22 protein-coding genes are annotated in these 25,299 nt (G+C 70.3%); 14 read left to right on the top strand and 8 right to left on the bottom strand.

Going from position 1 to position 25,299, the window contains the following annotated elements; translation table 11 throughout:
• Nucleotides 1-2: 2 nt before the first annotated feature.
• Entirely contained in the window at nt 3-1,547 is a 1,545-nt protein-coding gene (locus tag IEY88_RS27085) for a glycoside hydrolase family 43 protein (RefSeq protein ID WP_189157666.1), read from the top strand.
• A gap of 72 nt (nt 1,548-1,619) precedes the next feature.
• Here the strand turns inward: IEY88_RS27085 and IEY88_RS27080 are convergent, their stop codons facing one another.
• The 4 genes from IEY88_RS27080 to IEY88_RS27065 all read right to left on the bottom strand — a co-directional run bounded on the left by IEY88_RS27080 (nt 1,620) and on the right by IEY88_RS27065 (nt 4,946).
• Nucleotides 1,620-2,108, bottom strand: a complete 489-nt coding sequence (locus tag IEY88_RS27080) for a roadblock/LC7 domain-containing protein (protein ID WP_189157665.1) — start codon at nt 2,106-2,108, stop codon at nt 1,620-1,622.
• A gap of 5 nt (nt 2,109-2,113) precedes the next feature.
• Nucleotides 2,114-2,488 (bottom strand): hypothetical protein, encoded by a 375-nt coding sequence (locus IEY88_RS27075; protein ID WP_189157664.1) that lies wholly within the window; start codon nt 2,486-2,488, stop codon nt 2,114-2,116.
• 385 nt (nt 2,489-2,873) lie between these two features.
• A complete protein-coding gene (locus IEY88_RS27070) occupies nt 2,874-3,764 on the bottom strand; it encodes a cellulose-binding domain-containing protein (protein ID WP_189157663.1) in 891 nt (296 codons plus the stop codon).
• A 180-nt stretch (nt 3,765-3,944) separates the two neighbouring features.
• Nucleotides 3,945-4,946, bottom strand: coding sequence for a LacI family DNA-binding transcriptional regulator (locus tag IEY88_RS27065; RefSeq protein ID WP_189157662.1), 1,002 nt, complete (start codon nt 4,944-4,946; stop codon nt 3,945-3,947).
• A 202-nt stretch (nt 4,947-5,148) separates the two neighbouring features.
• Between IEY88_RS27065 and IEY88_RS27060 the strand changes: the two genes are divergently transcribed.
• Nucleotides 5,149-6,171: a LacI family DNA-binding transcriptional regulator gene (locus IEY88_RS27060; RefSeq protein WP_189157661.1), complete on the top strand. Its 1,023-nt coding sequence runs from the start codon at nt 5,149-5,151 to the stop codon at nt 6,169-6,171.
• A 19-nt stretch (nt 6,172-6,190) separates the two neighbouring features.
• A complete protein-coding gene (locus IEY88_RS27055; protein WP_189157660.1) occupies nt 6,191-6,883 on the top strand; it encodes a glycoside hydrolase family 12 protein in 693 nt (230 codons plus the stop codon).
• Here IEY88_RS27055 and IEY88_RS27050 read toward each other — a convergent pair.
• Nucleotides 6,880-7,839: an acetylxylan esterase gene (locus IEY88_RS27050; protein WP_189157659.1), complete on the bottom strand. Its 960-nt coding sequence runs from the start codon at nt 7,837-7,839 to the stop codon at nt 6,880-6,882. The two genes, IEY88_RS27055 and IEY88_RS27050, sit on opposite strands and share 4 nt — an antisense overlap.
• Nucleotides 7,840-7,850: 11 nt before the next feature.
• Nucleotides 7,851-10,616: a glycoside hydrolase family 3 protein gene (locus IEY88_RS27045; protein WP_229693803.1), complete on the bottom strand. Its 2,766-nt coding sequence runs from the start codon at nt 10,614-10,616 to the stop codon at nt 7,851-7,853.
• 160 nt (nt 10,617-10,776) lie between these two features.
• Between IEY88_RS27045 and IEY88_RS27040 the strand changes: the two genes are divergently transcribed.
• The 8 genes from IEY88_RS27040 to IEY88_RS27005 are packed head-to-tail and all read left to right on the top strand — an operon-like array spanning nt 10,777 to nt 21,921.
• On the top strand, nt 10,777-12,459 hold the full coding sequence (locus IEY88_RS27040) for a type 2 periplasmic-binding domain-containing protein (RefSeq protein WP_189157657.1): 1,683 nt from the start codon (nt 10,777-10,779) through the stop codon (nt 12,457-12,459).
• On the top strand, nt 12,456-13,412 hold the full coding sequence (locus tag IEY88_RS27035; protein WP_229693802.1) for an ABC transporter permease: 957 nt from the start codon (nt 12,456-12,458) through the stop codon (nt 13,410-13,412). The genes IEY88_RS27040 and IEY88_RS27035 overlap by 4 nt, the downstream gene beginning before the upstream one ends.
• Nucleotides 13,409-14,380, top strand: a complete 972-nt coding sequence (locus IEY88_RS27030) for a carbohydrate ABC transporter permease (protein ID WP_189157656.1) — start codon at nt 13,409-13,411, stop codon at nt 14,378-14,380. Before IEY88_RS27035 ends, IEY88_RS27030 begins: the two co-directional genes overlap by 4 nt.
• Before the next feature lie 4 nt (nt 14,381-14,384).
• On the top strand, nt 14,385-15,407 hold the full coding sequence (locus IEY88_RS27025) for a LacI family DNA-binding transcriptional regulator (protein WP_189157655.1): 1,023 nt from the start codon (nt 14,385-14,387) through the stop codon (nt 15,405-15,407).
• Nucleotides 15,408-15,422: 15 nt separating this feature from the next.
• On the top strand, nt 15,423-17,456 hold the full coding sequence (locus tag IEY88_RS27020) for a glycoside hydrolase family 31 protein (RefSeq protein WP_189157654.1): 2,034 nt from the start codon (nt 15,423-15,425) through the stop codon (nt 17,454-17,456).
• Nucleotides 17,453-19,405 (top strand): beta-galactosidase, encoded by a 1,953-nt coding sequence (locus IEY88_RS27015; protein WP_229693801.1) that lies wholly within the window; start codon nt 17,453-17,455, stop codon nt 19,403-19,405. The genes IEY88_RS27020 and IEY88_RS27015 overlap by 4 nt, the downstream gene beginning before the upstream one ends.
• Nucleotides 19,402-20,841: a glycoside hydrolase family 43 protein gene (locus IEY88_RS27010; RefSeq protein ID WP_189157653.1), complete on the top strand. Its 1,440-nt coding sequence runs from the start codon at nt 19,402-19,404 to the stop codon at nt 20,839-20,841. The genes IEY88_RS27015 and IEY88_RS27010 overlap by 4 nt, the downstream gene beginning before the upstream one ends.
• A 12-nt stretch (nt 20,842-20,853) precedes the next feature.
• Nucleotides 20,854-21,921: an SGNH/GDSL hydrolase family protein gene (locus IEY88_RS27005; RefSeq protein WP_189157652.1), complete on the top strand. Its 1,068-nt coding sequence runs from the start codon at nt 20,854-20,856 to the stop codon at nt 21,919-21,921.
• A gap of 1 nt (nt 21,922) precedes the next feature.
• Here the strand turns inward: IEY88_RS27005 and IEY88_RS27000 are convergent, their stop codons facing one another.
• Nucleotides 21,923-22,348 carry a nitroreductase family deazaflavin-dependent oxidoreductase gene (locus tag IEY88_RS27000; protein WP_189157819.1) on the bottom strand — a complete coding sequence of 142 codons (426 nt, stop codon included), beginning with the start codon at nt 22,346-22,348 and terminating at the stop codon, nt 21,923-21,925.
• Between the two features lie 224 nt (nt 22,349-22,572).
• Between IEY88_RS27000 and IEY88_RS26995 the strand changes: the two genes are divergently transcribed.
• From IEY88_RS26995 to IEY88_RS26985, 3 genes are read left to right on the top strand one after another with little or no spacing between them, the layout of a single operon-like run.
• The gene (locus IEY88_RS26995; protein WP_189157651.1) at nt 22,573-23,025 is read left to right on the top strand and encodes a hypothetical protein; all 453 of its coding nucleotides are present in this window, start codon (nt 22,573-22,575) and stop codon (nt 23,023-23,025) included.
• Between the two features lie 32 nt (nt 23,026-23,057).
• Nucleotides 23,058-24,194: a sensor histidine kinase gene (locus tag IEY88_RS26990; RefSeq protein WP_189157650.1), complete on the top strand. Its 1,137-nt coding sequence runs from the start codon at nt 23,058-23,060 to the stop codon at nt 24,192-24,194.
• A complete protein-coding gene (locus IEY88_RS26985; protein ID WP_189157649.1) occupies nt 24,194-24,835 on the top strand; it encodes a response regulator in 642 nt (213 codons plus the stop codon). The genes IEY88_RS26990 and IEY88_RS26985 overlap by 1 nt, the downstream gene beginning before the upstream one ends.
• On the opposite strand, the gene IEY88_RS26980 is transcribed toward IEY88_RS26985, so the two are convergent.
• Nucleotides 24,828-25,277, bottom strand: coding sequence for an RDD family protein (locus IEY88_RS26980; protein ID WP_189157648.1), 450 nt, complete (start codon nt 25,275-25,277; stop codon nt 24,828-24,830). The two genes, IEY88_RS26985 and IEY88_RS26980, sit on opposite strands and share 8 nt — an antisense overlap.
• Nucleotides 25,278-25,299 lie beyond the last annotated feature (22 nt).

The following is a 25,299-nucleotide window of genomic DNA, read 5'->3' as shown; positions in this document are numbered from 1 at the left end:
CCGTGGCTCAGTACCAGAACCCGGTCCTGCCCGGCTCGCACCCCGATCCGTCGGTGTGCCGGGCGGGATCGGACCACTACCTGGTCACCTCGACGTTCGAGTACTTCCCGGGCCTGCCGATCTACCACAGCAAGGACCTGGTGCACTGGCGGTTGCTCGGCCACGTGCTGGACCGGCCGTCGCAGCTGCCGTTGCGGGGCGTGCGTGCGTCCGGCGGCCTGTACGCGCCGACGATCCGCCACCACGAAGGCGTGTTCTACGTGGTGTGCACGCTGGTCGACGGCACGGAGCAGAGCGGCAACTTCGTGGTGATCGCCACGGATCCGGCCGGCGAGTGGTCGGAACCGGTGTGGCTGCCGGAGGCGGACGGGTTCGACCCGTCGCTGCTCTTCGGCGGCGACGGCAGGGCGTGGTGGACGGCGACCCGCGAGGTGCCCGGTGGCCCGCCCGGCCGGACCGAGGTGTACCTGCGGGAGTTCGACCCCGAGGCGCTGAAGCTGGTCGGGGAGGAGCACGTGCTGTGGAGCGGCACGTCCCACGAGTCGGTGTGGCTCGAAGCGCCACATCTGTACGAAGTGGACGGACGCTTCGTGCTGCTGTGCGCGGAGGGCGGGACCGACTTCGAGCACTCGGTGGTCGTCGCGACGGCGGACGAGGTCACCGGCCCGTACCGTGGTTCACCGCTCAACCCCGTGCTGACCCACCGCCACCTCGGCCGCGACCACCCGATCGCGGCGACCGGGCACGCGGACCTCGTGCGCACGCAACGAGGTCAGTGGTTCGCGGTGCTGCTCGCGACCAGGCCGTACGGCGGTTACGTCTACAACCTCGGCCGCGAGACGTTCCTCGTGCCGGTGACGTGGGAGGCGGGCGGACCCGTGTTCAGCCCCGGCACCGGCCGCGTCGAGGCCGCGTACGACGTTCCCGACCTGCCACCGCGCCCCTGGCCAGAGCCTGCGGCGACCGACGACTTCGACGCGTTCGACCCCGCCTGGATGTTCCTGCGCACGCCGGACGAGGTGTTCTGGTCGGTGACGGACCGCCCCGGCCACCTCCGGCTCCTGCTGCGCCCGGAGTCGATCACCGAGCAGGTCACGCCGAGCGCGGTCCTGCGCCGCCAGCAGCACCAGGACTTCCACGCGTCGTGCGAGCTCGACTTCACCCCGGCGGGACCGACCGAGGCCGCGGGACTGGTGCTGCTGCAGAACAACGACAACCACGTCCGGCTCCTGCTCGGCGCCGGCCGCGAGGTCACCCTGGTGCGCCGCGCCGCCGGGCGCGAGGACCTGCTGGCGCGGACGCGGCTGGGGGAGGGCGTGGCACGGCTGCGCTTCGAGGCGATCGGGCAGGAACACCGGGCCCTGGTCGCCGAGGGGGAGCAGGACTGGCGGCCGCTGGGGGAACCGTTCGACGGACGTGTGCTGAGCACGCAGGCGGCGGGCGGTTTCACCGGTGTCCACATCGGACTGTACGCGACCAGCGACGGCGCGCCGAGCACGTCGTGGGCCGACTTCGGCAGCTTCACCTACGGCGGTGGGAGAGGCTGACCGTCCGATGGAGGTGGCCCTGGGCGCGGGGCCACCTCCCCTGACATCGTCGCCCGTCGGCAGGACGGGTGTTCACCGTCGTTTGGCGACGGCCTGCTGCAGCATCGCCAGCGTCTGCTTGGCGACCACGTTGAACATGCCCATGGTGGTGTCGCGTTCCCCGAGCACCACCAGCAGCGTGTCGTCGTCGACCCCGAACACGCCCACCTGCCCGGAGTCGCCCTCGAAGAACACCGCGCGCGGGCTGCCGACCCCGGCCTGCGAGGTGAACTGGGTCGCGAGGCCCGCGGCGGCCGCGGCCATCGCCGCGACGCCGTCGTCCTCGACGCCGCGCGTGACACCGCACAGCACGAGGCCGTCCCGCGTCGCGACGAGGACACCGTTGATCGACACGGAGTCGATGTCGTCGTGGATCTCGCGCAGTGCTTCGGTCATCGTCTTCGCGTTGACGCCTTCGGCGGGCCGCACCGTCGAAGACGTGGTGTCCGGAAGTGTCGAACCACGCCTGCGCAGCGGCAGCGCCTCAGGTGCCGGCGCCGCGTGGAGGGAGAACTCGGCCATCCAGGTCACACCGTCAGATCGGCTTCGATGGCCTTGAGGCTGTGCCTCGCGAGCGCGAGGTTGGCCCGTTCCCGGTCCAGCACGAGGTAGAGGAACAGCTTCGACTCGCCGCGCGCGCTGGGCGTCAGCAGGCGGATCAGGTGGTACTGGCGCTTGAGGGTGATCAGGATGTCCTCGATCTCGTCGTTCAGCTTGAGAGCCGAGATCACGCGCTGCTTGGACCGCACGACCTCGGTGTTGCCGGCCGCGGCCACCTCGAGGTTGAGCCAGTCACCGCCACCGATCGCGCCGAGCGACATCCCGCTGTCGTAGTCGACGAGCGCGGCACCCACGGCACCGGTGATGGTCATTGCCTCTTTCAAGGCCGTTTCGATGTTCATCCTGAGACTTCTCCTCGTGCGCGCCCGGTCACACGCGGCGACTGTTCCCCTTGGACTCGCCCAGGAATCCGCTGGAGGACCACGTGATTCGATCACCCTACGTCGCCGTGGCGCGTCCGGGACAAGTCCGTTCGGAGCAACATCTGGGCCAAATGAGTCCGTTGAGGACCGAACGGAGAACGGCGCGCGAACCGGGGACGAACGGGACGTTCCGCCGCGCGTTCGACGGTCGTCCGACTCGAACCGGGTCGAAATTCCTCGCACGCGCGCCGGGACAGGAGCCTCTACAAAGGACGTCTCTCGCGACTGCGGGCTGACTCGAACGACTGGTCGCTGGAGCAGGCCGGCACCACGTGTCGCAACGCAGCTGCGGATCTCGTTCCGGTCACGCCACTGCGCAGGCGAGTCCGTTGAGGCTGAAGGACTTCGGCGCGGTGTTGGCGGAGCCGCTCGACCCCGTGAAGCCCATCAGCAACGACTCGCCCGCGGGGATGGCCTGGTTGTAGGAGACGGCGGTGGCGGAAATTTCCGAGCCGGACTGCTTCGGCGTCGCGTTCCACATCTCCGTCACCTTCTGCCCGTTGGCGAACTTCCACTGCAACGACCACCCGTTGACCGCGGTGTTGCCGGTGTTGCGGATCGTGACGTCCGTGCGGAACCCGCCGGGCCACGTGTGCGTGACGCGATAGGCCACCGAACAGCCCGCCACGGGTTTCGGCGCCGCCGTGGTGGTCGCCGCCGGAGGGGGTGTGGTGGTGCTCGGCTTCACGCAGGGCGGGCCCCAGCGGCCGAGGTGCTTGGCGGAGGCGGTGGTCTCCGCCTCCCGCATCGCGCGGTCGTCGGCGGCCTCGTTGCGCACCATGCCGAGCTCGACGGCGAGCAGCCCGTAGTCGGTGCCGTCGGCCAGTCGCAGCGACACCTCCGCCGCCCCGTCCGGGGTGGGTTCCACCGGCTTCTCCAGCAGCATCGACCTCGCGAACGTGGTGGCGGCGTCGGTCCAGCACGCGTCCGGCGCGGCGAGCCCCTTGACCTTGACCTCCACGCCGTCGGAGAGCTTCACCGTGCGCACGTCGACGACCTGGTGCACGGTCACCGTCAACGCCGACTTCCGCGGCGGTTCGATGATCGACGGCACCCACGGCGGTGTCGTCGGAGCTTGTGACGACTGCGGCTCACCGTCGCCCCCGCAGGCGGTGGCCGCGCTCGTCGCCAGCACGGCGGCGACCAGGAGCCATCGGACGGGGATCGGTTTCAGAACACCCAGCAGTCGTCTCATCGGTCCTCTGCGGCAAGGGATGTCGGCGATCGAACCAAGGGAGGTTCCGCCGAACGGCTGATCTTGCGGGCAGGCTACGACCGTGCGGCCGGTTGTGGAAGGCGTTCGGTGAAACTGCAACTACTGGCTCTTTCGACGCCGTTCGAGTCGAATTCCGTCGAACGGCGAGGAAGGATCGTTTCAGCGAGCTGCCGTGCTGCCGCGCTCGGTGAGCCTGGGCTGGAGGAGGCGGACCTCCGGCGCGTGGTCCTGGGTGATGCGGGTCACCACCATCTGGACGGCGATCGCGCCCAGTTCCCGTGCCGGCACGGAGATCGACGTGAGCGGCACCGGCAGGCTCTGCGCCACGTCGTCGGGGCACAGCGCGATCACCGACAGGTCGCGCGGTACGTCGAGCGAACGGCGCCGCAGTTCGAGCAGCAGCTGCCCCAGGACGGCCTCGTTGTGCACGACCAGTCCGGTGATCCCGCGGTCCTGGTGCAGCACCGTGTCGAGGCAGGCGGAGACCGAGTCGTAGCCGGGGGCGCACGAGTGCACCGAGACCGGCATGTTCCTCCTCGCGGTTTCCTGCTGGAACCCGGCCAGCAGGCGTGCGGCGTAGCTGGTGCCGCGTTCGTACACGGCGGGAGGCGAGCCGATCAGCGCGATGGACCGGTGTCCCAGGTCGGCCAGGTGACTCACCATCCGTCTGCCCGCGGCGGCGAAGTCGAGGTCGACGCAGCTCAGGCCCTCGTGGTCGTCGGGGACGCCCAGCAGGACCACCGGTGCGTCGACGGTCCGCAGTTCGGGGACGCGCGGATCGGCGCTCTCCACGTCCATCACGATGATCGCGTCCGCCATGGACCCGGCGGTCACGCGGTGGGCCTCGCCCGGCCCGGCCTCCTTGGTCAGCAGCAGCACGTCGTGGTCGTGGTCGCGGGCCGAGGTCACGATCGACGAGACGAACTGCATGACGACGGGGACGTTCTGATCCGACCGCAGCGGCACGACCAGGCCGAGCACGCGCGACCGGTTCGAGGCGAGGGCACGCGCACCGGCGTTCGGGTGGTACCCCAGGGCCGCGATGCTCTGCTCGACCCGGCGCTTGGTCTCCTCGGAGATGCTGCGCTTCCCGCTGAGCACGTAGGAGACCGTGCTGATCGACACGCCGGCGTGACGGGCGACCTCCTTGATCGTGATCATGCCCGTCTCCCGCTCGTCCGATGGTGGCGATCATCGTAGTGCCGGGCGGTGGTCCCGAGGTCGAACGTGCTGGCGGGCATCGACGCGGTGATCGTCGAAATCATCGAACGCGAGGCGATTCCTTGACGGCGAGTATCGCCCGTGCCACATTCTGAAATCACGATCGAAGCGCTTCGATTCGTTGCGGTCCGGAGGTGTCGGCGTGGTCACCATCGTGGACGTGGCAAAACATGCGGGTGTTGCTCCCAGCACGGTTTCGTACGTGTTGACAGGAAAACGCCCCGTTTCCGCGGACACCCGCGTAAGAGTGCGGGAAAGCATTCAGCTGCTGGGTTACCGGCCGCACGCGGGCCTCTCGGCGCGGGCCAGGACGAACGTGCTGGCGCTGGTGCTGCCGCTCAGGGAGGGCGTGCACCTGCCGGTCGCCATGCGGTTCGTGACCTCGGTGGTCACCTCCGCCCGCGGGCACGACATGGACGTCCTGCTGGTGACCGCGGACCAGGGCGCGGCGGGGCTGCGCGCGCTGGCGGAGAGCGGCAGGGTGGACGGGTTCCTCGTGATGGACGTGGAGCTCGACGACGAACGGGTGCCGGTCCTGCGTCAGCTCGGGCTGCCCTCGGTGCTCCTCGGTCATCCCGCGGCGGTGAAGGGCCTGACCTGCATCGACCTGGACTTCGAGGCGGCCGGTGCGCGCTGCGTCGACCACCTCGCCGACCTGGGGCACCGCAACATCGGCTTCCTCGGCGCCCCGAGCGTCGTCTACGAGCGCAACACCGGGTTCGCGCAACGGACCCTCGCGGGGTTCAGCGCCGCCGCCATGCGCCGGGGCGTCACGTCGACCGCCGTGCCGGGCGAGCACGGGCACGACTGGGTGCTCGCCGTGGTCGCCTCGCTGCTGCGGGAACTGCCGCGGATGTCGGCGCTGGTCGTGCAGAACGAGGCGGTGCTGGGCCAGGTGGTGGACTGCCTGCGCGCCGAGGGCAGGCGGGTCCCCGACGACGTGGCCGTGGTCGCGATCTGCCCGGACGAGCTCGCCGAACGACTCCGGCTCACGTCGGTCCAGCTGCCGGTCGAGGTGCTGGGCAGGTGGGCGGTCGACCTGTTGATGGCCAAGCTCAAGGGCCACCAGCCGCCGGCGCTGACGTTGCTCCCGCCGAAGCTCGCCAGCCGGACCGGCTCGAAATCGCCGGAGCCGAGGCTCCGGGTGACGAATGGTGTCGGATGATTTCGCGGGAAGGAGTGCGATGAACAAGGTGATGCGTGCGCTGATTGTCGCGGTGGTGACCGCACTCGTGGTTCCACTCGGCTCGGGCAGCGCTCTGGCGGCGGCCTGGAATTCCTCGGACCGGTGGGGAACGTGGTCGAACGGCGGTTACACGGTGCGCAACAACATCTGGGGCGGCGGTGCCGGGCCGCAGTCCATCTGGGCCAACTCCTACAGCAACTGGGGTGTCTGGTCCAACCAGCCCAACACCGGCGGAGTGAAGTCCTACCCGCACTCGGAGAAGATGGTGAACCGCAGGCTCAGCTCGATCGGCAGCCTGCGCAGCAGCTTCAACGTCACGTACCCCAACGCCGGCGCGTACACCACCGCATACGACATCTGGGCGGACAACAACGCCTACGAGGTCATGCTGTGGATGAACAAGGTCGGTGCCGTCGGCCCGATCGGCTCGTGGCAGGCGTCCGCGACCGTGGGCGGCCACAGCTGGAACGTCTACCGCGGCTCGAACGGCGCGAACGCGGTGTTCTCGTTCGTGCGCACCTCGAACACCGGCTCCGGCACCGTCGACGTCAAGGCGGTGCTGAACTGGATCCGCGCCCGCGGCTGGTTCGGTGACGTCACGGTGGGCGCGGTGCAGTTCGGCTACGAGATCACGTCGTCCAGCGGTGGCCTGAACTTCACGACGAACAGCTACTCGGTCTCCGCGAGCTAGGCCCCGAGGCCTCGGTCGCGCAACCACTCCAGCTGCGCGACCGGGTTGGAGCCGTGCCCGCCGCCGTGGTCGGCGAACTGCCACACGGTCATGGTCCGGTCCTCGCCCGCGTACCGGTTGTACGCGGCGTACACAGTGGACGGTGGGCAGACCGGGTCCATCAGGCCGACGCTGAACAACGCCGGCGCCGTCGCCCGTCGCGCGAAGTGCACGCCGTCGAAGTAGGAGAGGGTGGCGAAGGCCGGTTCGACGCCGTGCCTGCTGTGCCAGCGCAGGTACTCGGCGAGCTCCGGGTACGGGCCTTCGGCGCAGATCTCCGCCGCCCGGCGGTAGTGGCACAGGAACGGCACGTCCGGCATGACCGCGGCGACACCCGTCAGGCCCGCCACGGCGAGCGCCAGCCCGCCTCCCTGGCTGATGCCCGTGGCGACCACGCGGTCCGGGTCGAGTCCCGGCAGCTGGGCCACCGCGTCCACGGCCCGGACGCAGTCGGTGATCAGGCGCCGGTAGTAGTACGTCTCGGGAGATTCGATGCCCCGGGTCAGGAAACCCTTGGCCCACTGGACTCCGCCGCCCGTGTCCGGGGTGTCGTGGCCCTGGCCGCGGCTGTCGACGACGAGCTGCGCGTACCCGGCCGCGGACCACAGCAGGTGGTCGGTGGGCAGGCCACGCCCGCCCGTGTAGCCGATGTACGTGACGACGACGGGCAACGGGCCTTCCGCTCCGCGCGGCCGCAGCAGCCAGGCGGCCACCGGTTCGCCGTTCCAGCCGGGGAACCGGACGTCGTCGACCTCGACCGTGCGCAGGAGGTGCGGCACCCGCTCGGTGCTCACCCCGCCTCCGCACGCGCGTGCCTCGGCCAGGGTGGTGTCCCAGAACGCGTCGAAGTCCTGTGGTGCCACCAGGTCCGGGCGGTAGTCGGTGAGTTCGTCGAGGGACAGGTCCGTCAACGGCATCGGGTGCTCCTTCAGTCGGCCGCGGTGAAGGCGGCGAGGCGGGCACCGCCGTGCAGCGTCACCTCGACATCGTGCACACCGTCCAGCGGTGCCGGCAGAGCGGCCCGCCCGGTGGTCCACACGTACGGATCATCGTTGGATGGCACGGGAATCTCCACCAGCAGTCCGCCGCACCGGAACTCCACGCGCCCACCCGAGCCGGCGACCTCGGCCTCGATCGACACCGCATCGGCGAGATCCACCGAACGGAACCACAGCGTCGCCGGCACGGCCGGGTCGGCGGCGGTCACCGCGTCACCGGCGGCACGGGTGGCGTCGACGAGGACCACACCGTCGTGGTCGTCGAAGTCGGCGGCCCGCAGAAGTCCGGCGCGGAGCGCGGGAACCGGTCCGGCGACGGTGAGCGGCGCGGTGAGCACGACGTCCCGCGCGGACCTGGCCACGAGCACCTCGTACCCGCCAGGATCCACGGCGAACGCATCAGTGCCGACGTCCCAGTGCGCCAGCTGGTCGCCCGCGAGGCGGAAGGTCAGCACCCGGATCTCGCCGGGCGCGAGCGAGACCTTGCGGAAGTCGGCGAGCCGGATCAGGGGCGCCTCGTACCGGGCGTCCAGCGCGCGGACGTAGAGCTGGACGACCTCGCTGCCGGTCCGGCCGCCGGTGTTGGTCAGCGTCACCGACAGGTCCACCGCGCTGTTCGCCGTGATGGTGCCGGCGGACAGGATCAGGTCCCGGTAGGCGAAACCCGTGTAGGACATGCCATGTCCGAACGGGTAGAGAGGCTCGGTCCGGTGGTACTGGTACGTCCAGCCCGCCTTGATCACGTCGTAGTCGAGCGGGTCCGGCAGCTCGTCGTCACCGCGGTACCAGGTCTGCGGCAACCTCCCGGCGGGGTCGGCCTCGCCGAGCAGCACGGCGGCCAGCGCCCGGCCCGTCTCCTGCCCGCCGTGGGAGGTCCACACGATGGCGGGCAGGTGCTCGTCCGCCCAGTCGAGGGCGTAGGGGTAGCTGCTCATCACCACCAGCACGGTGTCCTTGCGGACGTCCGCGACCGCACGCAGCAGCGCGTCCTGGGAGCTGGGCAACGAGAGCCCGGTGCGGTCCTCGGTCTCCCGGCCGTGGATGAGCGGGTGGTTGCCCAGGACGACCACCGCGACGTCGGCCGCCAGAGCCGCGGCGAGCGCGTCGGCCGTGCCGTCGCGCAGCAGCTCGCGATCCCAGCGGTCGGCGGCCTCGGGGCTCTCGGCGGTGACCCTGGTGCCGGACGGGTCGACGACGGCGTACCGGCCAGTCAGGACGTTCTGCAGCACGAAGGAGTTTTCGACGGGCACGAGCCGGAACGTCTCGCGCACCTCCCAGCTCTTGATCACCTCCTGGTCCGCCACGAGTGACGTGCCGTCGAGCCTGAGGTACCGCCCGGTCTCCGCCGACCGCAACGTCAGCACGCCGTCGCCCCAGTCGGTGACGTCGAACGCGGTGCCGCCCAGCAGTTCGCCACTCGTGCGCGACCGCAACGCCACCCGGTCCGCGCCGTCCGCGACGCTCACGTCCTCCCCGAGCACCGCGGTGAGTCCATCCGCGACGGTGACGGCGTACGGCAACGTGCCGCTGTACCAGTCCTCGAGCACGGCGTCGGCGAGCGGCCCGATCACGGCGATCTTCGGGGTGCGCAGAGGCAGCAACCCGTTGTTGCGCAGCAGTACCACCGACTCGGTCGCCGCCTTCAGCGCGAGCGCCCGGTGTTCCTGGCAGTCGAGGGCGTCGGGGCCGATGCTCGCGTACGGGTCGAGCTCGGGGTCGAACTCGCCGAGTCGGAAGCGGATCCAGAGCTGCCGCCGCACCGCGCGGTCCACATCGGACTCGTCGATCAGGCCCCGGTCGAACGCCTCCCGCAGCCTGCCGACCGGGATCGCGCTGTCCGCGCCGTGGTCGGTGAAGCTGTCGATGCCCGCCTTCAACGCGGCGGCGTGCGACTCGGCGTGGTCGTCGAAGTAGTGCTCCGGATCGACCAGGTTGGACGGTGCCTCCGCGTCGCTCACCACGAACAGCTCGCGGCCGGTCGCCTCGGCCCAGCGGCGCAGCTCCGTCCCGATCAGCGGGGTGACGTGGCACGGCCGTCCGTTGACCAGGTTGTAGGCGGCCATCGCACCGGTCGCGGCACCGGACGTGACCACGGGCCGGAACGCGGCGAGGTCGTACTCGTGCAGCACCCGCGGGCGCACGCTCGACGACGTGACGCAGCGGTCGTTCTCGTTGTTGTAGGCCAGGAAGTGCTTGAGCACCGGGGCCGCGCGCAGGAACCGGGGGTGGTCGCCCGCGAGCCCGCGGCAGAACGCCGTGCCGAGCCGCGCGGTGTGCACCGGGTCCTCGGAGTAGCCCTCCTCGTTGCGGCCCCAGCGCGGGTCGCGCAACAGGTTCAGCACCGGCGCCCACGCCTGCAGGCTCATGTCGGGCGAGCGGTGGCGCATCGCCCGCAGTTCGACCGAGGTGGCCTCGGCGACGGCGTGCACGAGGTCCTCGTCCCAGGTCGCCCCCAGTCCGACGGCCTGCGGGAACACGGTCGCGGTGCCGAGCCAGGCGACGCCGTGCAGCGCCTCCGTCCCGGTGCGGAACGCGCCGAGGCCGAGCCGCTCCACCGCCGGTGAGTACTGGTGCAGCATCGCGATCCGTTCGTCGAGCGTGAGCCGCCCGAGCAGGTCGTCGATGCGCTTGCGCGTCGGCAGCGCCGGATCGAGGAACAGCGGCCGATCGGCGACGGGGAGGTACTCGGAAACCACGGGACAACCCCTCGGGTCGGAGCTGGAAGCGAAGCGCTTCGACATTGGCAGGACCAGGTTTCCGCTGTCAAAGCCCTTGTCTTGAGAGACCTGCGTCACTAGCCTCGCCGACATCTGTTTAAGCGCTTCGACACTTCGACGATGAAGGATCGGTTCCGTCATGGGCCTCGAGTTGAACCGCAGAAGCTTCCTGAACGCCGCCGTCGCCGCCGCGGGACTCGCCGCGGCCGGGCCACTGCTGTCCGCGTGCGGCGGGGGAGGGGCGCAGCGGGCCGGGGTGGGGTCCGAAGCCGCCCTCAGGGCCGTCTTACCGGCCTACGTGCCGAACACGTCGATCAAACCGGACATCCCGTCCGTCACGGGCGGCCCCGACGTGCTGACGAACCCCGGCTTCCTGAGCTACCCGGCGGACCGCGTCGCCACCGTGTCCGGCGTTCCCGGCAAGAACGGCAAGTACTCGGCGGTCACTCCGCTCTGGGGGACCATCCCGCCCGCCGGCAACGCGTTCTACGAGGCCATGAACAAGGCCCTGGGCGCCCAGCTGGAGATGAAACCGGCGGACGGCAACACCTACAACACGATCATCCCGACGATGACCGCCTCCAAGAGGCTGCCCGACTGGATCCAGCTGCCGACCTGGTGGAACTCCCAGATGAACGTCGGCGGCCTGGTGGGGAACCAGCTCGCGGACCTGACGCCGTTCCTGTCCGGCGACAACATCAAGAAGTACCCCAACCTCGCGGCGATCCCGACCGCCGCGTGGCGAACCGGTGCCTGGGGCGAGAAGCTCTACGGGATCCCCTCCTTCGCCACCGGCTTCCAGATCGCGGGCGCCCTCTACTACCGCCGTGACGTCTTCGACGCCAAGGGCATCTCCGCCGACCAGGTGAAGTCCGCCGACGACCTGATGAGGCTCGGCAAGGAGCTGACCGACGCCAAGAGCGGCGTGTGGGCCTTCGACGACGTCTACCGCTACGTCTACACCGCCTTCGGCGCGCCGCTGAAGTGGCGGGTGGACAACGGGAAGCTCGTCCACCTGTACGAGACCGAGGAGTTCTACGCGGCGCTCGACTGGACCAACCGGCTGGCGACCGCGGGCTACGTGCACCCCGACGCACTGGCGGGCGACAACGCCAACGGCAACACCCGGTTCTACGGCGGGAAGACGCTGATCTCGAGCGGCGGGACGGGGGCGTGGAACCTCGCCGACCTGCAGTCCGGCAGGGCCGCCAACCCGGCCTACCGGCGCGGGGGCCTGAACTTCTTCGCCGCCGACGGCAAGAGCGAACCGCGGGTCTACATGGGCGCGGGCGCCAGCATCATGAGCTACCTCAACATCAACCTGAAGCCGGAGCAGATCGAGGAGTGCCTGGCCATCGCGAACTACCTCGCCGCGCCGTTCGGCTCGGCCGAGTACACGATGGTCAACTTCGGGGTCGAGGGCACCCACTTCACCATGGCCGACGGCGTGCCGACCGCGACCGAGGCCGGCAAGAAGGAGGTGCAGGCGCAGACCTACCCGTTCCTCGCGTCGCCGGCCTCGGCGGTCAGCAGCCCCGGCGGGGACGTCGTCACCAAGGACTACTGCGCCTGGCAGACCGCCAACGTGAAAGCACTGGCGAAGCCGGTCTTCTGGAACATGAACATCAGCATGCCCCAGGCGCAGGCCACCGCGGACGCCGGGCAGCAGGTCGAGGACGCGATCAAGGACTGCTACCACGGCAAGAAGAAGGTGGCCGAGGTCAGGGAGGCCGTCGCGAGCTGGAAGACCAGTGGCGGCGGGGACAAGCTGATCCAGTGGACGAACGACAACGTCCTGCAGAAGCACGGCACCGGGCAGTGACCACGACGACCGCGGCGCGGCCGGACCGCACGGCGCGACCGGCGCGGCAGAACTGGCGGGTTCGGCTGCGCCGCGACCGGTCGCTGGTCCTGATGACGCTGCCCGCCGTCGTCCTGCTGGTGGTCTTCAACTACGTTCCGCTCTTCGGGCTCGTCACCGCGTTCCAGGAGTACGACCCGCTGGCGGGGGTCTGGCACAGCACGTGGGCGGGGCTCGACCAGTTCCAGCGGCTGTTCGGCGACCCGCTGTTCTGGAACGCGGTGAGCAACACGCTGTACCTGAGCTTCGTCCAGCTGATCCTGTTCTTCCCCATCCCGATCGCGTTGGCGCTGCTGCTCAACTCGGTGCTGAGCAGCCGGGTGCGCAACCTCGTCCAGTCCGTCGTCTACCTGCCGCACTTCTTCTCGTGGGTGCTGGCGATCACGATCTTCCAGCAGATGCTCGGCGGCGCGGGGGCGCTGAACCACCTCCTGCGCAACAACGACATCGGTACCTGGGACGTCATGACGAACCCGGACACCTTCGCGCTGCTGGTCTCCTCCCAGGTGATCTGGAAGGAGGCCGGCTGGGGGATCATCGTCTTCCTGGCCGCGCTCGCCGCGATCAACACCGACCTCTACGAGGCGGCGGCGGCCGACGGCGCCGGGCGGTGGCGGCGGCTGTGGCACATCACCCTGCCCGGCCTGCGCGGCGTCATCGTGCTGATGCTGGTGCTGCGCCTGGGAAACGCGCTGACGGTCGGCTTCGAACAGTTCCTCATCCAGCGGGACGCGGTGGGCTTCGACACCGCGGACGTGCTGGACACCTTCTCGTTCTACTACGGCATCGCCACCGGCGACTACAGCTACGGCGCGGCGGCGGGTCTGTTCAAGAGCGTGATCTCGCTGCTGCTCATCTGGGGTGCGAACAAGCTGGCGCACGCCTTCGGCGAAGACGGGTTGTACCGCACATGACCGACACGCTCACGGTTGTCGAACGCGCGATCGCGGACACGTCCAAGCCGGTCGTCCCACGCAGGCGGCGCGGCCACCGTCCGGCGTGGGAGGAACCGCCGACGGTGGCCGGCGAGACGGCCAAGGGCATCACCCTCGGCGTGGTGCTGCTCGTCGTGCTGGTGCCGCTGTGGATCATCGTGATCACCAGCCTGTCCACCCAGGGCGCGGTCAACCGCGCCGGTGGTCTCGTCCTCTGGCCGGACGGACTCACCCTGGAGGCCTACCGGGTGATGCTGCAGGACACCACCGTGCGCACCGCGCTGCTGGTGAGCCTCGGCATCACCGCTGTCGGCACCGTCGTGTCCATGGCGGTCTCGGTCATGTGCGCCTACGGCCTGTCCCGTTCGCGTTCGTTCGCGCACCGCTTCCTGCTGATCCTGTTGATCGTCACCATGTTCGTCAACGGTGGCCTGATCCCCACCTTCCTGGTCGTCACGGGCCTCGGCGGCTACGGCCAGTGGTGGGCGCTGATCCTGCCGAGCGCGGTCTCCGTCTTCAACATCCTGATCCTGCGGTCGTTCTACTCGAGCACCTCGGCCGACCTGATCGAGGCCGCCCGGATCGACGGCGCGGGGGACTGGCGGATCCTGTGGTCGATCGTCCTGCCGACCTCGCGCGCGGTGACCGCGGTGATGGCGCTCTTCTACGGCGTCAGCTACTGGAACTCGTTCTTCAACGTGATGCTGTACCTGCCGACGGACAGCGAGAAGTGGCCGTTGCAGTACGTGCTCTACACCTACGTCAACCGGGGCAACGGCATGCCGGGGTCGGTCAACTCGGGCTTCGGCACGGCGGTCTCGCAGACGGCGCCGCTGTCGTTGCAGATGGCCGTGGTGGTGCTGACGCTCGTGCCCCTGCTCATCGTCTACCCGTTCGTGCAGAAGCACTTCCGCACGGGCGTCCTGACCGGCGCGATCAAGGGCTGAACACATGGTGACCATTGCCGACGTGGCCAGGCACGCGGGCGTGTCGTCCAGCACGGTGAGCTACGTGCTCAGCGGCAAGCGCGCGATCTCGGAGGAAACGCGGCGCCGGGTGCGCAGTTCCGTGCAGGCACTGGGATATCACCCCAACGCCGGCGCACGGGCGTTGGCGGCCAAGCGGTCGCACATCATCGCGTTGATGGTGCCGTTGCGCACGGACGTCTACGTGCCGGTGATGATGGAGATCGCGATCTCGGTGACGACGGCGGCCCGGCAGCACGGCTTCGACGTCCTGCTGATCACCAGCGACGAGGGTCCCGGCGGGGTCCGCAGGATCGCCGCCAGCGGCCTGGCCGACGGAGTGGTCCTGATGGACGTCGAACTGGACGACGAGCGCATTCCCGTGCTGCGGGCCCAGGGCACCCAGGCCGCGCTCATCGGACTGGCCGACGACGCCCGTGGACTGTCCTGTGTGGACCACGACTTCGCGGCCGCCGGGGCGTTGTGCGCGGACCACCTCGCCGACCTCGGCCACCGCGAGATCGCGTTCATCGGTTACGGCTCCGGCGTCTACCACCGGCACGCGGGGTACGCCGAGCGCACGCTCGCCGGTTTCCGGGACAGGGCGGGACAACGCGGTCTGCGCTTCCTTCACCGGACCTGCGAGGGCACGTACGAGAGCACTGCGGGAACGTTGGCGCGCGTCCTCGCGGACCGGCCGGGTACCACCGGTTTCGTGGTGCAGAACGAGGGCGCGATCGGCCCGTTGCTCAGCCTGCTGCGCTCCGGCGGCCGGACCGTGCCCGAGGACGCCTCGGTGGTCGCGCTCTGCCAGGACCAGCTGGCCGAGCAGTTCGCGCCCCGGCTCACGGCGGTGACCGGCTCGGCGCAGGACCTCGGCCGGGTCGCCGTCGACCAGATCATGCGCCGGCTCGCCGCCGTGCACGACGGTGGCCGCCCGGCCGACGAACGGGTGCTGCTCACGCCCGTCCTGACCGTGCGCGACAGCACGGGACCCGCACCGCACTGACCCGAGGAGTCCCGCATGTCCCCGTACTTCCGAGACCTCGGCACCGCGCTGGAATGGCGTGCGAAGGGGGAGACCCTGCGCGTGGAGGCCTGGGGACCGGACGCCGTGCGCGTCCGGGCGACCCCCGCCGGTCCGGTGCTCGACGACCTCCCCGGCGCCCTGCTCGACACCCCGCCGCGGAGCGAGGTGGAGATCAAGGTCGGCGACCACCACGCGACCCTCGTCACCGGCGGGCTGACCGTCCGGATCGACGCCGGCACCGAGGGCGCGCTGACCCCCGACCTGGCGTCGTCCGCGGGACGGCTGACGTTCAGCAGGACCGAGGACGGCACCGAACTGCTCGCCGAGGAGCCCGCCCACTTCTGGTGGCCGGGGCCGCGCCTCGCCACCGCGACCGGCAACGGCCACCACCGCCTCGAACAACGTTTCCGGGCGTACCAAGGGGAAAAGCTCTACGGCCTCGGCCAGCACACCCACGGCATGCTGGACCAGAAGGGCGCGGTCATCGACCTCGTCCAGCGCAACGCCGAGGTCACCATCCCGTTGCTGATCTCCGACCGCGGCTACGGGCTGCTGTGGAACTCGCCCGCCATCGGCCGCGTGGAACTGGCGGAGACCGGCACCCGCTGGGTGGCCGACAGCGCCCGCCAGATCGACTACTGGATCACGGCGGGCACACCGGCCGACGTGCTGCGCCGCTATGCCGGCGTGACGGGGCACTCACCGCTGCTGCCGGAGTGGGCGTCGGGCTTCTGGCAGTGCAAGCTGCGCTACCGCACCCAGGACGAGCTGCTGGAGGTCGCCCGCGAGTACCGGCGGCGCGGGCTGCCGCTGTCCGTGATCGTCTGCGACTTCTTCCACTGGACCCACCTGGGCGATTGGAAGTTCGACCCTGCGGAGTGGCCCGACCCCGCGGCGATGGTGCGCGAGCTCGACGAGATGGGCGTCCGGCTGATGGTCTCGGTCTGGCCCTCGGTCAGCCCGGCCAGCGAGAACTACCACCCGATGCTGAACCAGGGCCTGTTGATCGGCACCGAGTTCGGCCCGATGGCGCACGCCGACTGGCCGGACAAGGGACTCGGCGCCTACTCCGCCCAGGTCGCCTTCTACGACGCCACCAACCCGTCCGCGCGCGAGTACGTCTGGGAACGGCTCCAGCGCGGCTACCACGACCTCGGCGTCACGGTGTTCTGGCTGGACGCGGGCGAACCCGAGCTGAAGCCCGGTCACCAGTACAACCTGCGCTACCACGCGGGACCCGGCCTGGAGGTCGGCAACCTCTACCCCCGCGAGAACGCCCGCACCGTCCACGACGGACTCCGCGCGGCCGGGGAGACCGAGATCATCTCGCTCAACCGCTCCTCGTGGGCGGGCGCGCAACGGTACGGCGCCGCGCTGTGGTCCGGTGACATCGGCACGGACTTCGCCACCCTGCGCGTGCAGATCAAGGCCGGGCTCAACGTCATGCTGTCCGGCATTCCCTGGTGGACGACGGACATCGGTGGTTTCCACGGCGGCGACCCCGATGATCCCGCCTACCGCGAAGTACTCGTGCGCTGGTTCCAGTACGGCACCTTCTGCCCGTTGTTCCGCCTGCACGGTTTCCGCGGCGCCGAACAGGTGCTGGAGCCCGGCATGACCGGCCTGGCCAACGAGGTCTGGTCGTACGGCGAGGAGGCGTACGAGATCCTCGCCGAGCATCTGCGTCTGCGCGAACGCTTGCGCCCGTACGTGATGGAGCAGATGCGCGTCACCTCCGAGACCGGCGTGCCACCGATGCGGCCGGTGTTCCTGGAGTTCCCGGACGACCCCTGGGCGTGGCAGATCGAGGACGCTTTCCTGCTCGGTCCCGACCTGCTCGTCGCCCCGGTGACCGAGGCGGGCGTCCGGGAACGGGAGGTCTGGCTGCCCGCCGGTGCGCGGTGGACCGACGCGTGGGCCGGCGAGGAGCACGAGGGCGGGCAGACCGTGGTGGTCGCGGCGCCGATCGAGCGCATCCCGTTGTTCCTGCGCGACGACGCCCGCCTGCCCGTGCGGGGTGAGCCGTGATCACGGAACGCCTGGGGGGCCTGGCTTTCGGCGGCGACTACAACCCCGAGCAGTGGGACGAGCAGGTGTGGGAGGAGGACGACGCGTTGATGCGCGCGGCCGGGGTCAACCTGGTCACGGTCGGCGTCTTCTCCTGGGCCCTGCTCGAACCCGAGGAAGGGCGGTACGACTTCGCGTGGCTCGACGCGCACGTGGATCGCCTGCACGCCAACGGCATCGCGATCGACCTGGCCACACCGACGGCCTCGCCGCCGCCGTGGTTCACGCTCGCGCACCCGGACGCCCTGCCGGTCAGGCCAGACGGCACCAAGCTGGTCCACGGCAGCCGGGACACCTACTGCCTGACCTCGCCCGCGTACCGCGACGCGGCCCGGCGCATCGCTTCGGCGCTGGCGGAACGGTACGGCGACCACCCGGCGGTGGCCCTGTGGCACGTGCACAACGAGTACGCGACGTTGTGCTGGTGCGACCACACGGCTTCCGCGTTCCGTGTGTGGTTGCAGGCCCGGTACGGCTCGCTCGACGTGCTCAACGAGGCGTGGGGGACGGCGTTCTGGAGCCAGCGGTACACCGCGTGGGAGCAGGTCCTGCCGCCGCGCGCGACCCAGTGGCACCGCAATCCCGGGCAGGCGCTGGACTTCAGCCGGTTCTTCTCCGACGAGGTGATCGCCGCCTACCGGGAGCAGCGGGACGCGATCCGGGCGTTCAGCGACCGCCCGGTGACGACCAACCTGATGATGCCCGGCTACCAGAACGTCGACCTGTGGGCGCTGGGCCGCGAGGTCGACGTGGTGGCGATCGACCACTACCCGGACGCACCCGGCCTCGACGCGGCGGCCGACGTCGCGTTCGCCGCGGACCGCGCTCGTTCGTTCGCGGGTGGCCGGCCGTGGCTGCTGATGGAACAGGGCACCAGCACCGTCTACGCCGGCGACCGGGTGCTGGCCAAGGAACCGGGGGAGGTGCTGCGCCACTCGCTCGGCCACGTCGCGCGCGGGTCGGAGGGAGCGCTGTTCTTCCAGTGGCGGCAGTCGAAGGCAGGCGCGGAGCAGTGGCACTCGGGGATGGTCCCGCACGCCGGGCCGGACAGCCGCGTCTTCCGCGAGGTGACGGAGACCGGTGCGGCCGTCGCCCGGCTGGCCGCGCTGGCGGGGTCGACGGTTACCGCGCAGGTGGCGGTGCTGCACGACTCCGATGCCTGGTGGGCGTTGAACTCCGACGGCCTGCCGTCCAGTGAACTCGGCTACCACTCGGCACTGCGCGCGGCGCACCGGGCGTTGTGGGACGGCGGGGTGGTGGCGGACTTCGCCCACCCCGCAACGGATCTGAGCCGCTACCGGCTCGTGCTGGCGCCGTCGCTGTACCTGCTGTCCGACGAGGGCGCGGAGAACCTCCGCCGCTACGCCCGCGACGGCGGGACGTTGCTCGTGCAGCACTTCAGCGGAGTCGTCGACAGCCGGGTGCACGCGCGGCTCGGCGGCTATCCCGTGGCGGCGTTGCGCGAAGCCCTCGGCATCAGGGTCGAGGAGCACCGGCCGTTGCGGCGCGACGAGCGGATCACGTTGTCCGACGGGTCCCACGGCGCGGCCTGGAGCGAGTCGATCCGGCTGGAGGGAGCTGAAGCCGTCGCCACCTACACCCACGGCATGCTCGCCGGACTTCCCGCGCTCACCCGCAACGGCACGGCCTGGTACCTCTCGACGCGCCTCGACACCGCGGACTACACGGCGCTGGTGTCCGCTCTGCTCGACTCCGCCGACGTGGCACGGCTGGGACTGCCGCCGGGTGTCGAGGCCGTCACCCGCGAGGGACCCGAGTGCCGCTGGCACTTCCTGCTCAACCACAGCGGTGATCCCGTGCCGCTGCCGCTACCTGTCCACGACCTGCTGACGGGCAGGCTCACGAGGGACGTGCCGGCGGGCGGCTGTGTTGTGCTGGAGGAGAGATGATCCCCGGAATGCACCCCGATCCGAGCGTCTGCCGGGTCGGGGAGGACTACTACCTGGTGTGCTCGAGTTTCGAGTACTTCCCGGGGATCCCGGTCTTCCACAGCACGGATCTGTTGCTGTGGAAGCAGATCGGCAACGCCCTCGACCGCCCGAGCCAGCTGCTCCTGACGGCCGCGACGCCGTCGTCGGCGGGGATCTACGCGCCGACGTTGCGCCACCACGACGGCCGTTTCTGGTTGATCGTCACGAGTGTGAGCCACGGCGGCGGGAACATGGTGTTCACCGCTGACGATCCGGCCGGGCCGTGGTCCGATCCGGTCCTGCTGCCCGAGGTCGAGGGCATCGACCCGGACCTTGCCTGGGACGACGAGGGCAACTGCTGGTGCACGGTCGCCGGGGTGCGGCAGTATCGCATCGACCCCACGACCGGGGAGACCTTCGGCCCGCCGCACCAGGTGTGGTCGGGTTCGCCCGGTGCCAAAGCCCCGGAGGCACCGCACCTGTACCGGATCGGCGACCACTGGTACCTGATGATCGCCGAGGGCGGCACCGAACGAGGGCACGCCGTCTCGATCGCGCGCGGGGGCTCGCCCAACGGCCCGTTCGAACCGTGTCCCGCCAACCCGGTCCTGTCCCACCGCGGCACCGACGAGCCCGTGCAGAACACCGGTCACGCCGACCTTGTGCAGTCCCCGGACGGGTCGTGGTGGATGGTGCTGCTCGGCGTGCGTCCCGGCGGCGGCACACCCGGCTGGCACGTGCTCGGCCGGGAGACCTTCCTGGCACCGGTGACCTGGACGGACGGCTGGCCCGTGGTCGGCGAGCTGGTGACCGGACCCGAACCCGCCGAACTCGAACGGGACGACTTCGACAGCGACCTGCTGGCGCCGAGTTGGATCTCCGTTCGCGACCGCTTCCCGCGGCACTGCACCACCACCGACCGCGCCGGGTGGCTCACGCTGACCGCCCGCGGGACCGGCATGGACGATCCCGCCGTCGTGTTCGCCGGGCAACGGCAACGACACAGGTCGTGCCTCGTGCGCACGCTGATCGATCCGGCGGACGGCATCGGTGGCCTGGCGGTCCGGCTGGACGAGCAGCACCACTACGAGATCGAGGTCGCGCCGTTCGTGGTGCGGGTGCTGGCCCGCATCGGCCCGTTGAGCGTGGTCGTCGCGTCCCGGGTCGCGCCCGACGGCCCGCTCGTGCTGGAGGTGAGGGTGCAGGCGCGGGAGCCGCAGGACGCGCGTTCCGGGCCGGACACCCTGACGTTCGGTGTCGAGGAACCGGACGGAAGTTTCTTCGTCCTGGCCGAGCTCGACGGCAAGTACCTGTCCACGGAGGTGGCCGGGGGCTTCACCGGTCGCGTCATCGGTCTGTACGCCGGAGCGGGCGTCGTCCGCTTCGACTGGTTCTCCTGTCAGCCGCTCATCTGATTGCGAGGGTTCATGAACGGATCACGAGCGACAGTTCTCGTTGCTGTGGCGGCCTTGGTGCTGACGGCCGCCCCGGCGACAGCGCGCGTCGGGTACCAGGCGCACACCGCGGGCCGCGTCACGAAGACCGGCCAGTACACCTGGCCCGGCGTCTACTTCGAGGGACGGTTCCGCGGCACCGGGATCGGTGTCGTGCTCAACGACTCCGTCAACGACTACGACGTGCAAATCGACGGCACGACCGTCGCGTCACTGGTGACGCCGGGCGCCACCACGCACTGGGTTCGCGGACTGAGTGACACCGCGCACCGCGTCCGCCTGGTCAAGCGGACCGAAAGCCCTTGGGCCGCAGGGGAGTTCGGCGGGTTCGTCGCCGCGGACGGTGGCTCCGTGCTCGCGAAACCCGCCGCACGCCAGCGGCAGATCGAGTTCATCGGCGACTCCCTGACCGCGGGCTACGGCAACCTCTCGACCACCCGCGACTGCTCCGCGAACGGCGGGGTCACCCGCAACACCAACACCGACGTGAGCTTCGGCGCGATCACCGCCCGCGCGCTGAACGCCGACTACCAGGTGAACGCGTTCTCCGGCATGGGCATGGTGCGCAACTACAACGGCCATTCCGCCGGTACCAGCTACCGCACCTACTACGACCGCGCGTTGCTGCACGTCGACGGCGACGTGTGGCGTGTTCCCGCCTCCTGGAGGCCGCAGCTGGTCGTCGTGGGGCTGGGCACCAACGACTTCTCGACGGCGCTCAACCCCGGTGAGCCGTGGGCGACGCCGGAAGCCCTGGTTAGCGACTACATGGCCGCGTACCAGGGCTTCCTGGACAAGCTGCGAGCGCGGTACGGCTCACGCACGACGATCGTGGTCGGTGTCCCCGAGGGCTCCGGGAGGTTCGCCGACGCCGCCCGGCAGGTCGTGCGGGACCGGGGTGACAGCCGCGTCCGCCTCTGGAACTACGACGACCCGGCGCTCGACCGGCTGGGCTGCGACTGGCACTTCTCGGCGCGCGACCACCGCTTGATCGCCGACAAGCTCAACGCCTACCTCGCCACGATTCCCCTGCGCTGGTAGCTCACTTCGGGTCGAGCACGAACAACGGGATCTGCCGTTCGGTCTTCTCCTGGTACTCGGCGTAGCTGGGGAAGGCCGCGACGGCCCGTTCCCACCACTGCGCCCGCTCGTCGCCGTCGACCTCACGGGCGGTGTACTCCTTCACCGCCGTGCCGTCCTGCAGGACGATCTCCGGGTGCGCCTTGATGTTGTGGTACCAGGTGGGGTGCTCGGGTGCGCCGCCCTTGGAGGCGACGACGGCGTAGCTGCCCTCGTGCTCCACGCGCATGACCGGGGTGTAGCGAAGAGCACCGGTCTTCGCGCCGCGCACCGTCAGCAGCACGATCGGCCGGCCGAGGACCTTGACCCCCTCGGTCGTGCCCGTCTCCAGGATCGTCTCGGTCTGCTTCTGCACCCATTCGGTCGGGCTGAGCTTCACGTCTGCCATGTCCACGATCAACGATTCTGCGGCACCTTTCATTCCCCCGCAGATCAGCGAACGGAGAACCGCACGTTCGTGGACTGCACGGCGTGCGCGGACCGCCGCCGTGACGGACGGGCCCGGCATGCTGGCGGTGGTGCCACTCCGCCGCAACCGGGCTCTCGTCCGAAAGTACGAGATGACAACCCGTTGTGGTGCAACGACTTCCCCGCGCTCCTACGGTCGTGATCATGACTACTGCAACAGGCAGGACCACGCCGCCGGGCACCGTCATCGCGGCGTTCACCGGGTTTCTCGTGTCGTGCGTCTTCGCGGCCACGTCCGTGGGTGTCCTGGTGGGCTCGCACGACGACCTCGTGGACGCGTTGAGGGCGTCGGGTACGACGATGACCGAAGAGCAGCTGCAGAGCGCCGCCACCTTCACGCAGGTGTTGTTCGCGAGCATCGCGGTGGTGATCGCGCTGGTGCAGCTGTGGCTCGCCTTCAAGCTCCGATCGGGACGCAACTGGGCCAGGGTGGTGCTGACCGTGTTCACGGTGTTCCAGGTGGCGTCGCTGTTCATCGGCGAGGGGACGGCGACGCTGGCCGCGTACGGCGGTGCGCTGGTGGCGGCGATGGCGGTGGTGGCGAGCTACCTGCCCGCCTCCAACGTCTACTTCGACACCGTGAAGAGGGCGGGGTAATCCGTCACGGGGGTGGGGGCGAGAATGCCCGCATGACCGGAACGCCGGCGCGGCGCAGCGTGTTCGTGGCCGAGGTCGGCGCGCTGCTCGTGGCGGTGGTCGTGGACGCGGTGCTCGCGGTCGACGGGGACGGCCCACGAGGCCTGCTGGGCCCGCTGCTCGCGATGGTCGTGCCGTACGCGGGGGAGGCCGCCGCGGTCCTCGCGGTGCTGCGGCGCAGGTTCCCCCGGCGGATCGAGCTGCTGGCGGGCGCGGTGATCGTGCTGTCGCTTGCGGGGACAGCGGTCGCGGGGCTCGTGGAACGGGCTCCCGTGCGACCGCCGGTGACGGAGGTGCTGGCGGTGCTGTTGCTGGCCGCCGCCGGATGCCGCCGGCTTCCTCCGGCGCGGGCGGCGGTGTTCGCCACCGCCGCCTGCGTCACCGTCGTGCTCGCTCCGATCGTGCGCTACGGCCTCGACTCGCTGTTCCCGGTGGCCGCCGCACTGGCCTGGGGTGCCGCGATGGTGCTGGGGCTGATCATGCGCGACGCCGACGCCCGGCACCGCCGTGAGCTGGAACGCGTCCGCAGCGACGACAGGCTGCAGCTCGCCCGCGACCTGCACGACCTGGTGGCGCACCACGTCACCGGCATCGTGGTGCGGACCCGCGCGGCCCAGGCCGTGCCCTCCCACGACCCCGCCGAGGTCTACGACGAGATCGAACAGGCGGCGGCCGAAGCTCTCACCGCCACCCGCGGACTGGTCGGCGTTCTGCGCAGCGACGACCCGCTGCCGTCCCCGAGCCTCGTGCTGGGGGACGTGGTGCGAGCGGCGGCAGGGGACGCGTCGGTGCACATCGCCGCCGACGTCGAGGCGTTTCCCTTGCCACCACAGGTCTCCGTCGCGCTGCACCGGGTGGTGATGGAGGCGCTGACCAACGCGCGCCGCCACTCGCGGGCCGCGGTCGTGCGAGTCTCGGCACGGTCCGAGCAGGGTGAACTCGTTCTGGAGGTCGACAACGACGGCGTGCTCCCCGGCGCTCCCGGTGGGGGCGGGCACGGCGTGACCGGCATGACCGAGCGGATCGCCGCGCTGGGCGGGGAGCTCACCGCGGGCCCGCACGGGGACGGTGGCTGGCGGGTGACCGCCCGGATCCCGGACGACTTCGACGGCCTGCCGAGGGGCATCTGATGACCATTCGCGTGCTTGTCGCCGACGACCAGACCCTGGTGCGCACCGGTTTCCGGCTGGTCCTCGACGCCGAACCCGGCATCGAGGTGATCAGTGAGGCCGCCGACGGCGAGGCGGCGGTGCGCCTGGCCCGGCAGCTCCGGCCGGACGTGACGCTGATGGACATCCGCATGCCGAAGCTGGACGGCCTGCGCGCCACCGAACTGCTGGCGGGACCCGGCGTCGCGGACCCGTTGCGGGTGCTGGTCGTCACCACCTACGACGTCGACGCGAACGTCTACGCCGCTCTGCTCGCCGGAGCCTGCGGGTTCCTGGTGAAGGACGCCCGGCCGCGGTTGCTGGTGGAGGCCGTGCACGCCGCGGTCAGGGGAGAGGCACTGGTCTCACCCGCCGTCACGGTGCGCCTGCTCGCCCACTTCACCGCGGGCGGGAGTCGCGGCCACGGCACCCCGCTGACCGGCCGCGAACTCGATGTGGTGCTCGCGGTGGGCCGCGGCCTGACCAACGCCGAGATCTCCCGGCACCTGACCATCTCGTTGTCCACGGTGAAGTCCCACGTGACCAACGCCGGTGCCAAGATCGGCGCCCGCAACCGGACCGAGATGGCGATCTGGGCCTGGCGCAACGGGTTGCTCAGGTGACGCGGCGGACCACGGTGCCGGCGACCATGTCACCGAGCCTCTGGTGGCGCGGCGTCACGGCGATCAGCACCGCGCCGACCAGTCCCAGCAGCAAGCCGTCCACCGCCATCAGCAACCACCGCACGAAGTAGTCCCGCAACGACGGCTCGCCGCCGCGCACGGTGGTGATCCTCAGCCCGAGCCATCGCATCGCCGGTGTCGAACCGCCGTGCCGGTACGGGTACCAGATCTCGACCCACAACACGCCGAGGAACGACACGGCGACCACCGTCGCCACCGGCATCCACGTGAACACCTCCTTCGGTGCTCCGAGCTTGATCAGCGGCAACGACAGCAGCACGCCGAGGACCAGGCTCAGGACGGCGGCGACGCACAAGAGCGCCAACTCGATGACGTGCTGCCAGTAGCGGCGGAGAACGATCGATCGGGCGTCATTGGCCACGGAGCCATCTAAGAGGCCGGAG

Source organism: Lentzea pudingi, assembly GCF_014646255.1.
Taxonomy (GTDB): domain Bacteria; phylum Actinomycetota; class Actinomycetes; order Mycobacteriales; family Pseudonocardiaceae; genus Lentzea; species Lentzea pudingi.
Note: the sequence above shows the minus strand (reverse complement) of the source record. Positions and strands in the feature narration are given on the sequence as shown.

Bases quoted from the DNA above. Each gene is read 5' to 3' on its own strand.
- IEY88_RS27080 (WP_189157665.1), bottom strand. From the start codon at position 2,108: ATGGCCGAGTTCTCCCTCCACGCGGCGCCGGCACCTGAGGCGCTGCCG.
- IEY88_RS27075 (WP_189157664.1), bottom strand. From the start codon at position 2,488: ATGAACATCGAAACGGCCTTGAAAGAGGCAATGACCATCACCGGTGCC.
- IEY88_RS27070 (WP_189157663.1), bottom strand. From the start codon at position 3,764: ATGAGACGACTGCTGGGTGTTCTGAAACCGATCCCCGTCCGATGGCTC.
- IEY88_RS27065 (WP_189157662.1), bottom strand. From the start codon at position 4,946: ATGATCACGATCAAGGAGGTCGCCCGTCACGCCGGCGTGTCGATCAGC.
- IEY88_RS27055 (WP_189157660.1), top strand. From the start codon at position 6,191: ATGAACAAGGTGATGCGTGCGCTGATTGTCGCGGTGGTGACCGCACTC.
- IEY88_RS27050 (WP_189157659.1), bottom strand. From the start codon at position 7,839: ATGCCGTTGACGGACCTGTCCCTCGACGAACTCACCGACTACCGCCCG.
- IEY88_RS27040 (WP_189157657.1), top strand. From the start codon at position 10,777: ATGGGCCTCGAGTTGAACCGCAGAAGCTTCCTGAACGCCGCCGTCGCC.
- IEY88_RS27030 (WP_189157656.1), top strand. From the start codon at position 13,409: ATGACCGACACGCTCACGGTTGTCGAACGCGCGATCGCGGACACGTCC.
- IEY88_RS27025 (WP_189157655.1), top strand. From the start codon at position 14,385: ATGGTGACCATTGCCGACGTGGCCAGGCACGCGGGCGTGTCGTCCAGC.
- IEY88_RS27020 (WP_189157654.1), top strand. From the start codon at position 15,423: ATGTCCCCGTACTTCCGAGACCTCGGCACCGCGCTGGAATGGCGTGCG.
- IEY88_RS27010 (WP_189157653.1), top strand. From the start codon at position 19,402: ATGATCCCCGGAATGCACCCCGATCCGAGCGTCTGCCGGGTCGGGGAG.
- IEY88_RS27005 (WP_189157652.1), top strand. From the start codon at position 20,854: ATGAACGGATCACGAGCGACAGTTCTCGTTGCTGTGGCGGCCTTGGTG.
- IEY88_RS27000 (WP_189157819.1), bottom strand. From the start codon at position 22,348: ATGGCAGACGTGAAGCTCAGCCCGACCGAATGGGTGCAGAAGCAGACC.
- IEY88_RS26995 (WP_189157651.1), top strand. From the start codon at position 22,573: ATGACTACTGCAACAGGCAGGACCACGCCGCCGGGCACCGTCATCGCG.
- IEY88_RS26990 (WP_189157650.1), top strand. From the start codon at position 23,058: ATGACCGGAACGCCGGCGCGGCGCAGCGTGTTCGTGGCCGAGGTCGGC.
- IEY88_RS26985 (WP_189157649.1), top strand. From the start codon at position 24,194: ATGACCATTCGCGTGCTTGTCGCCGACGACCAGACCCTGGTGCGCACC.